The organism is Microcoleus sp. N3A4 (assembly GCF_036701805.1).
Taxonomy (GTDB): domain Bacteria; phylum Cyanobacteriota; class Cyanobacteriia; order Cyanobacteriales; family Microcoleaceae; genus Microcoleus.
Window position 1 is genome coordinate 1 of sequence record NZ_JAUBRJ010000103.1, and the last position, 8,645, is coordinate 8,645.

The window sequence follows — 8,645 nt, forward strand, 5'->3', positions numbered from 1 at the left end:
GAACAGTTGCAGCAACTATTTTTACAAACGACAGGCAACTTTACGGGAGCCAATTTCACCTACAGCGCCACCGACAACAGCGGTGCTATCAGTCCGGCTACCGCTACTGTTGCTGCTATCTTGCTGCCACTTGCGCCAACGCCAACACCAACGCCAACACCAACACCAACGCCGATCGTCTCAAATCCGATCGCCGAAACAGATACCGACTGTCAGTGTTCGCCCATTGTTGGAAAACCGGGAATTAACTTTGCGCCCCCGCAGCAACCGCCCGCAGTTGGATTTGTCCGGCCTATTTCACAATTTTCAGAGGGACAAACCACCAAAGGAACTGACGGCGATGACTCGATCGCAGACACCAAAGGCAACCAAAAAATTGTCGGTTTTGAAGGTAACGACCTGCTTTTAGGTGAAGACGGCGCGGACGAAATTTACGGCAACGAAGACAATGACACGATTTTTGGGGGCATTGACACCGATATTGTTTGCGGAGGCAAGGGCAACGATATCGTATTCGCAGGCAAACAGAACGACTGGATTGCCGGCGACTTAGACTCTGACACCCTGTTTGGAGATCGAGGTGCCGATACGATTTTGGGAGACAACGGCCGCGATAACTCCAGCAGCGCTGCTGAGAATGGCGATTTGATCTTCGGAGGCAACAGTGCAGATCTCATTAACGGCAACGAGGGCGACGATACCATCCATGCCGGCAAAGATGACGATATTGCCCTTGGAGGTAAACAAAATGACCTGATTTGGGGCGAACTCGGCTCCGATACCTTGTTTGGTGGTATCGGGGACGACACCTTGTTTGGTGGCATCGCCGACCAAAGCGCCAGCGACTCCCAGGGACGCGACTTGCTGTACGGAGGCTTCGGCAACGACTTCCTCAACGGCCAAGAAGGTGACGATACGATCGTTGCAGGCAAAGATAACGATCTCGCTTACGGAGGCAAAGGCAATGACCTGATCTACGGTCAATTAGGCTCCGATACCATCTACGGTGGCGAAGGAGCCGATACTCTGCTCGGCGACAGCGGCGGTTCCCAGTCAATCGGGGATATTGGGGAACAAGACTTAATCTTTGGCGGCAGCGGCAACGACATCATCGGCGGTGGCAATGGCCAGGATACCGTCCAAGCAGGTAAAGGCAGCGATTGCGTTTGGAGCGGCAAAGATAATGACCTGATTTGGGGCGAACTCGGCTCTGATACACTTTTCGGCGACAGCGGCGACGACACGATGTACGGCGGTACTCGAAGTCGAGCTAAGGATGTTGGCGGTAGGGACTTGCTCTTTGGCAACATCGGTGCTGATGTGCTGTTCGGCGATGAAGCTGACGATACCATCGCCGGCGGTAAAGACAACGACTTAATTTACGGCGGCAAAGGTAACGACCTCATGCACGGAGATCGGGGCGACGACTTGATTTACGGCGGTGATGGCAGCGATGAGCTCTGCGGTGACGAGGGCAACGATACCATCTATGGCGATCGTTCCGATAACCGGGCTTTCTCGGTGGGCGCAAACGACCAGCAAGACTGCATCAACGGCGGTGACGGCGATGACTTGCTCTACGGCAACGAAGGGCAAGATACTATTAACGGAGATGCTGGCAGCGATACCCTGATTGGTGGTAAAGATAGCGACCTTCTCAATGGGGGTGCTGGAGATGACTGGCTGTTTGGCGACTTGGGCGACGATACTTTAATTGGAGGTATTGGGAGCGATCGATTTGTGTTGAGTGCTGATGGCGGCACTGATACTGTCATTAACTTCGAGGTAGGCGTCGATAAGTTTGTTTTGAGCGACGGCTTGAGTTTCCAGCAGTTGCAATTTAGCGCCACTCCGAACGGTACGTTGCTGCAAGTAGCAGGCACCGATCGGGTTTTAGCGAATCTGGTGGGAGTTAACGGGGCGATCGGCTCCTTGGATTTCCTATCAAATCTCTCTGAGGGTTAGAATTGGCGGCGAAAGTCTCCTGTTTTCTGAATTCAACGCCACAGCAGCTCATAACTTCTGTGGCGTTCCTCATAAGCTATAGCAATCCTAAATGATTTGCTTGCATTATACGCGAGCTTTCTGGCTCGCACTGCAAGGATTCTGGTCTCGCTCGATTTTGCGACTGATGCGAGGATTGCTATAGTAGAGGGAATTAATACTAAATTAAAGCTCTTAAAAAGGTGTGGTTTTGGATTTAGAAATTTGATAAATTTTGAAATACGGGCATTACTTTTTTGGCATTTTCCTAAAAAATGAGCAGCGGTAAGTACGGAAGAACCGTAAAATTTAGGTCATAAAATTGGGTGGTTTTTATCGATCGACCGTTGAAACCCTTATGGAAGCGTTGGTTTCTGGCGGACGGTCTCTGCGAGAACCGTCCGCCAGAAACCAAGCGGGGAAAGGGATTGGAATTATGAGAGAGATATAATGACTAATGACTAATGATTAATCCCAGCCGAAGTCTCGATCGCACATTTCGGCTAGTCTTTGATTGTGCGATCGAAAATAGGCTCTCAATTGCCAGTACACGGTGTCACTGACGGGCGGATATTGGGTGGCGTTGTATTTTTCGTAGATTTTTAGCTGGTGGGGCGGCAAGTTTAAGAATTCTAAAACTGTGTTGAATGTGCCACAGGGATTGGTGTACAAATCTTCGCTTTTCAGGATTAAGATTTGTTCCTTGGAAAATAGTTTCATCCAGGCGGGGAGTTGATCGGCGTAAATGCCGCGGCTGAGATAGGTGTAGTGGCGGTGGTTGTAACTTTCATAGGTTGGGCTGGCTAGGAGTTTTTCAATTTCGCCTTTGAGTCTTTCGGGTTCGCTGGCGATCGCACTTTCGAGAGACAGCGATTCGTATCCGATTTTTATATAGTAATAATAGTGGGAAATTGCTCGTTCTACTGGGTTTCTCAGCAAGGCAATTATTTTAACTTTGGGACTAAAATCGTAGATTCGCTGGGGGACGTGAGGGTGAAAAATGTAGTAGGGGCTGGCTTCTCCTGTTAGCTGGTATTCGCCGCTTTCTGGCTGGGGAAATTGGGAATAATACCAGTCGGCGGTTTGGTCAAAGTTTAGGTCGAAATAATGGATTTCTTTTTGGGCGGCGGCGGCGATTTGGGGATGTTGGATCAAGTAGTTGTACAGGGATGTTGTACCGCCTTTTTGGACGCCGATGATGATGAAATCGGGGGGTTTTGGGGTTTGTTTCATGGTTTATGATAATATCTGGCGATCGCTCAGTGTCAATTTAAACGTCTAGCTATCGATCAATATAGCTTAAAGTCCAGGGTAAGCGCACCTCAGAAAATAGCTTAAAATACAGATTATTAGAAGAATTTGTGCCAAACAATATCTGAGTATATTTGGGTGTTCGCTTATGTCCACAGATATTGCTTCTCCTGAACCCACTATTGATTCCTCAGATTCAGATGTTACCAGTCTGGCTCAACGCCTTCATGATTGTTTTTCGTTAATTCAAGATCGTCGTTCTACCAGAACTCTGTTACATCAACTTTCTGATATCCTCACAATCTCCGTTTTAGCAGTTATTGCTGGCGGTAATGGCTGGGAGGATATGGCACGAAGATGGCTTGAGTAAATACGATTGGTTGTCAACATTTCTGCCTCTACCTAATGGTATTCCTAGCCCTGATACTTTTCGTCGTGTTTTTGAGAAAATTCGTCCCGACGAATTCGAGCAATGTTTGGAACTATGGGTGCAATTCGTATTAGATGATTTGGTTCCTCAATTGATTGCTATTGATGGTAAAGAAACCCGGGGTTCCTATGACCGTGAAGCTGGTACTAAATCACTACATTTGCTGAGTGCTTGGTCAACCCAATACCAGCTAGTCCTAGCTAAAACAAAAGTTCCAAACACATCTAATGAAATTACTGCTATCCCGATTTTATTGGACATTCTTGATATCGAAGGCTCTATTATTACTATTGATGCTATGGGCGCTCATAAAAAAATTCCGCTCACATTCAACAAGGTAAAGGTGATTTCATTTTATCATTGAAAGCCAATCATCCTACTTTATTTCAAGATGTGAATACTTGGTTTAAGTCATTACAAATTGAAAATACTCTTCCCTTGCCAGTTGAACATACTCAGCAACGCTGGGGGAGCATCCCAGTTTTGCAAAAGCCTCAAACGGCTAAGAGGTCGTTGAGGTAGGCACAACGAAGTTTTAGCATTTGATTGACATTTTTTTTCAACCATTGAGAAGAAAGAAATTTTCAACCTTCTATCTATTTGTTTGACCGTCGATTCCACCGCTCCCGAGCCTCGGCGAACAAATCTTGTCTTGTGATAATTGCTCATAGTTAACAATTCGAGAGCGATGCTTTTCTAGATACTTGCAAAAGTTTTTGGCGTTTTTTTTGCGACCATACTTAAATAAATCTAGGGTGGGTTCGACCCGGCCTTGCCACAAAAATTCCTTGGCTTTGGCTAGACGTTTCAACGACCCTCTCACTTTATATAATTTTTCAATTAAATGATACCAATCTAAAATTTCGCGTCTGGTTTGACCAGGATTCAACTTGCTAATAATGTTCCATATTCCCTCATGTCCATCACAAGCGACAAGTTAATATCTCGGCTAAAGGCTGATGGTTTATATAGTTAATTAACGCTTCATTATCTTGATCAAAAGCCCTATAAGAACTTTCATGTAACCGCACGGCTTTATAATCTTGCCAATGAGACCCTTCTCCCAAATTCCCTCTCAGACGGACTTTCCCTCCATCTATGCTAGTTTCTTCAACCTCAAAGAAGGCTATAGGTTCTGACCATTCTTGTTTTTTTAGTAATCGATGTAAGCAAGTGTGCCCAATCTTTACTCCCGTCTGAACTTCCATATATGAGGCAGCATTTTCGTAGGAAATATTAGCGATTTGACGGAGACAGCATTTTTCAAATAATGGAGATAATCGGGTGGATTTCTTGACCTCTAATTTTTTGGCCTGTTTTTCAGTAATTATTAGTTCACCAATACAGCTTTTTACGCTCGCTGGGGTCGTCCTTGTTCTGTTCTCGTTGCCTGTTTGATAAAAAAAACCTATTTGGGGACCTACATGAGCCAGCCATTGCTGCCTGAGATGCTTTTCGATATTTTCCAAAGTGGTCAGTTCACACCCGGGGTGTATTGTTATACAAAATTTTAGCAATTTCTGACGTACAGCTTTCCAATCGCTCTAGTTCTTCAGGGGTCATGGCTCTTTCTCTCTACTCTTTTTTAACGTTTCTTTGGATTTTACCCATTTTACGCTGATTTGGGGATATTTACAAAACCGGGATGCTCCCTCAAAGCGTGCCTTATCTACCAGATGTGATTAGAACGCTTGCTCCGGCACCGACTTAAAGGAGTCGAGAATTGTGAGGTGCAACTGCTGCCGGACTCTCGCAAGAATAAGTTACCTATTTGAGGCAATTGATCCTCTCCTGGTAAACGTGTTCGATCTATTGATGTGGTAAGTTATTTCTGCGGGACTCTTGAATATATTAACAAGTTTTTAGCTACCCAGAGACAGGCTTTTAGTCTCGGCAGGGTCAGATGAGCTTTGAATCCCGGCCGTTTTTGATCGGTTAGGTTTTTCCAGATATTCACGGAGTTGGCTCATGCTTTTTCAGGTAAAGTTCTATTATAATTTAAGAGCGATCGGTCAACCATTTCTTTTTGGGAGAGGTCTATTGGTTAGTAAGTCCAAAAAAACAATAATATGCGATCGGAAATTGTAGATACTGTCTTGAACAGTCAAGGGGTAGCAGTCAAATAACGGGAGTTAAACAAAAAATACGAGCTAAATGAGCTTTAATTTTGGCGTTGCACAAATGTGGTATGATTGAAGATGAAAGTCTATCAAAGTTGAAAATAATTTGTCCTAAATGTCAGTCCATAAACCTCAATAAAAATGGCTGAAAAAGGGGAAAGCTTGCACTATATTTGCTCCCGATTGCGGTCGTCTATTTAGAGAAATATCTGCGAAACTAGGTGATTCAGCTATGGGTCAAACGGCATTGTTTACATCTCTATGTTGAAGGCAATGGATTTAGGCGGAGCGAACGTCAGACGCGAGAGTGAATCACAATACGGTGATTAACTCGGTAAGAGCCGTGGGGAATAGCCTATCCTCCCAACCCGACAATCGAGAGATTCCCGAAGTGGCTCAGATTGATGAGTGACAGACTTAACAAAAGGCAAAAAAAAACCAGCTCTGGGTCTGGACTGTTGTAAATAATAGCCTTCCAGGTATTTTAGCCCAAGTTGTTGGAGACCGATCGTCTCCAACATTTAAATCTTTATGAAAGATTATTCGGGGCTGGCAGTGTTGTTTTTAGGTCACCGATGGTTATGTAGTTGATCCCCAATTCATTGACGATTGTGACATACAGTCAGCAAAATCTTGCTTGACGAGGGTGGAAGGAGAAAATACTCGTTTGAGGCACGATCTAGCTCGCCTACACCCTGAAAACTTTATGTTATTCAAAATCATTATCCATGTTAGAAATTTCCCTTCGGCTGGTTGTTTACTATCTAAAACATCAGACTCTGCCCCTCCCTTCTTGAATCATCCCTCAATTGTGCAACGCCCCATTTCGAGGTCAAACCAGCCTCTAAAAGGCTGAGCTAGCTCTCATTTACTTTGCATATCGTAATTATTAAGAAAAGCTATAATTTTTTCTCTGTAGCTTTCCGCTGCTCCCTGCGGGTTTTACAGCAAAAGTTAAAGTAAGTCTGAGCTGATCTGCACGCAGCCAAAAGTTTTGTTACAATAGGTAAGCTGTTACAAATCGTAACTTATGCTGGTTTCTATTTTAATAATTGACGTTGCCCTCGTTGCCTGGTCTTTGCACTTAATGCAAGAGGCGATCGCGCAACGGGAATTTTCACTAATGCTAGCCGGTGCTCTAGTTGCGGTCTCAGCAGCGGCTTTGGTAGTCGTCTACTTCCTGATGGGGTCTTGTTTGAGCCATTTAACCGAAATATCCCAACACTCTTACTAAATTATAGTAGGGATTGACAATTGTCCAGAAGCGAGGAGAGTTTTTTGACAAAAAGCCGAAAGCCTTGCCAATCCAAGGCTCAAAACTAATTTTGCAAAAACGCTTGACAAATATTGGTCAGTTAAGGCATGATTGAGAGCGCGAAAAGAAAGGGGAATTAGCTCAGTTGGTAGAGCACTACAATGGCATTGTAGGGGTCAGCGGTTCGAGCCCGCTATTCTCCATAAACAAGAGTAGGGAAACAACGCTGCCCGATCCTAATTTGTACCCAAACAATATTACCGCGTGATTAAATTCGATCGCGCCGCACACCCTGAAAACCAATTTTTGGTAAAATCAAAACATTCTACCCGCAACCAAAGCGCTACCTGTGGCCAAGTCAACTGAACCCAGCAATCCAGAGAGGCCGAGCCAACTTGCCCGATCGCCTCTGTACGACCTATCATTAGAACTCAAAGCTCGGATGGTTCCCTTTTCCGGGTGGGAAATGGCGGTGCAGTACAGCGGTCTGAGCAGCGAACATCAAACAGTACGCCAGCAAGCAGGAATGTTCGACATTTCCCACATGGGAAAATTTGGTTTGAGAGGGAAACAACTCATAGAAAAATTTCAACTCTTAGTACCCTCAGACTTGAGCCGCTTGCAACCGGGTCAAGCTCAATATACAGTCTTGCTAAATGCCAAAGGCTGCATCTTAGACGACATTATTTTCTACTGCCAAGAACCAGACGCCACCACTAGCGAAGAACGCGCCGTAATCATCGTCAACGCTGCCACTCGCATCCGAGATAAAGCTTGGATTGCCGCCCACTTAGAATTGAGCGAACTCGGTTTTGCAGACATCTCCAAAAACAAAGTTTTGATCGCAATTCAAGGGCCAGAAGCTGTTAATTTCCTCCAGCCTTTGGTGGAAGACAACATAGCACAAATTAAGGCTTTCTGCCACTTAGAAACAAATCTGTTGGGACAGCCTAGTTTTATCGCCCGAACTGGTTACACCGGCGAAGATGGGTTTGAAATTATGGTGGATGCCGAAGTAGGAAAAGAACTGTGGCAACAACTATTAGCTGCTGGCGTTGTACCCTGCGGTTTGGGCGCGAGAGATACCTTGCGTTTAGAAGCAGCAATGGCTCTTTACGGTCAAGATATCGACGACAATACTACACCTTTAGAAGCAGGATTGAGTTGGGTTGTTCACCTCGATACTAAAGGCGATTTTATTGGGCGGGAGGTTTTGGAACAGCAGAAAGCCAATGGAGTATCGAAGCGGTTGGTAGGGTTAGAAATGCAGGGGCGGCACATTGCGCGCCACGGCTATCCGGTAATATTTGAAGGCGAAACTGTAGGAGAAGTGACTAGCGGTACATTATCACCGACATTGAATCGGGCGATCGCACTTGCCTGTGTTCCCTCAAAATTAGCTAAAATCGGTCAGCAGTTAGAAGTCGAAATTCGCGGCAAAAACTATCCAGCTAGTGTGGTAAAAAAACCATTTTATCGATCGCCCAATCGACCTAGCTTGTAAGGTGCGTCAGCTAAAATTATCTTCGCCTCCCATCGAAAAACTCTGACTGACGCACCTGACGAATTTCCCCAAAATTTCACCAAGTTGTAGGGTGCGTCAGCT

Annotated in this window: 7 protein-coding genes, 1 tRNA gene and 1 pseudogene; 7 read left to right on the forward strand and 2 right to left on the reverse strand. The window is 45.3% G+C overall.

Going from position 1 to position 8,645, the window contains the following annotated elements:
* The coding region (locus QUA56_RS33800) for a calcium-binding protein (RefSeq protein WP_333367533.1) at window positions 1-1,965 on the forward strand (1,965 nt) is incomplete at its 5' end.
* A 96-nt stretch (window positions 1,966-2,061) separates the two neighbouring features.
* Window positions 2,062-2,262, forward strand: coding sequence for a transposase (locus QUA56_RS33805; RefSeq protein WP_333367536.1), 201 nt, complete (start codon window positions 2,062-2,064; stop codon window positions 2,260-2,262).
* Window positions 2,263-2,451: 189 nt separating this feature from the next.
* Here the strand turns inward: QUA56_RS33805 and QUA56_RS33810 are convergent, their stop codons facing one another.
* A complete protein-coding gene (locus QUA56_RS33810) occupies window positions 2,452-3,216 on the reverse strand; it encodes a sulfotransferase domain-containing protein (protein ID WP_333367539.1) in 765 nt (254 codons plus the stop codon).
* 166 nt (window positions 3,217-3,382) lie between these two features.
* Here QUA56_RS33810 and QUA56_RS33815 point away from each other — a divergent pair, with 166 nt between their 5' ends.
* Both QUA56_RS33815 and QUA56_RS33820 read left to right on the forward strand, forming a co-directional pair.
* Window positions 3,383-3,604, forward strand: coding sequence for a transposase family protein (locus tag QUA56_RS33815; RefSeq protein WP_333367541.1), 222 nt, complete (start codon window positions 3,383-3,385; stop codon window positions 3,602-3,604).
* The gene (locus tag QUA56_RS33820; protein ID WP_333367544.1) at window positions 3,597-4,028 is read left to right on the forward strand and encodes an ISAs1 family transposase; all 432 of its coding nucleotides are present in this window, start codon (window positions 3,597-3,599) and stop codon (window positions 4,026-4,028) included. Before QUA56_RS33815 ends, QUA56_RS33820 begins: the two co-directional genes overlap by 8 nt.
* A gap of 130 nt (window positions 4,029-4,158) precedes the next feature.
* Here QUA56_RS33820 and QUA56_RS33825 read toward each other — a convergent pair.
* A pseudogene (locus tag QUA56_RS33825) lies at window positions 4,159-5,227 on the reverse strand (ISKra4 family transposase).
* 1,587 nt (window positions 5,228-6,814) lie between these two features.
* Between QUA56_RS33825 and QUA56_RS33835 the strand changes: the two are divergent.
* The 3 genes from QUA56_RS33835 to gcvT all read left to right on the forward strand — a co-directional run bounded on the left by QUA56_RS33835 (window position 6,815) and on the right by gcvT (window position 8,543).
* On the forward strand, window positions 6,815-7,018 hold the full coding sequence (locus QUA56_RS33835) for a hypothetical protein (protein ID WP_333367547.1): 204 nt from the start codon (window positions 6,815-6,817) through the stop codon (window positions 7,016-7,018).
* Window positions 7,019-7,169: 151 nt separating this feature from the next.
* Window positions 7,170-7,242: transfer RNA gene (locus QUA56_RS33840), tRNA-Ala, on the forward strand.
* A 146-nt stretch (window positions 7,243-7,388) separates the two neighbouring features.
* Complete coding sequence (gene gcvT / locus QUA56_RS33845) at window positions 7,389-8,543, forward strand: glycine cleavage system aminomethyltransferase GcvT (protein WP_333367549.1); 1,155 nt, start codon at window positions 7,389-7,391, stop codon at window positions 8,541-8,543.
* Window positions 8,544-8,645: the final 102 nt, after the last annotated feature.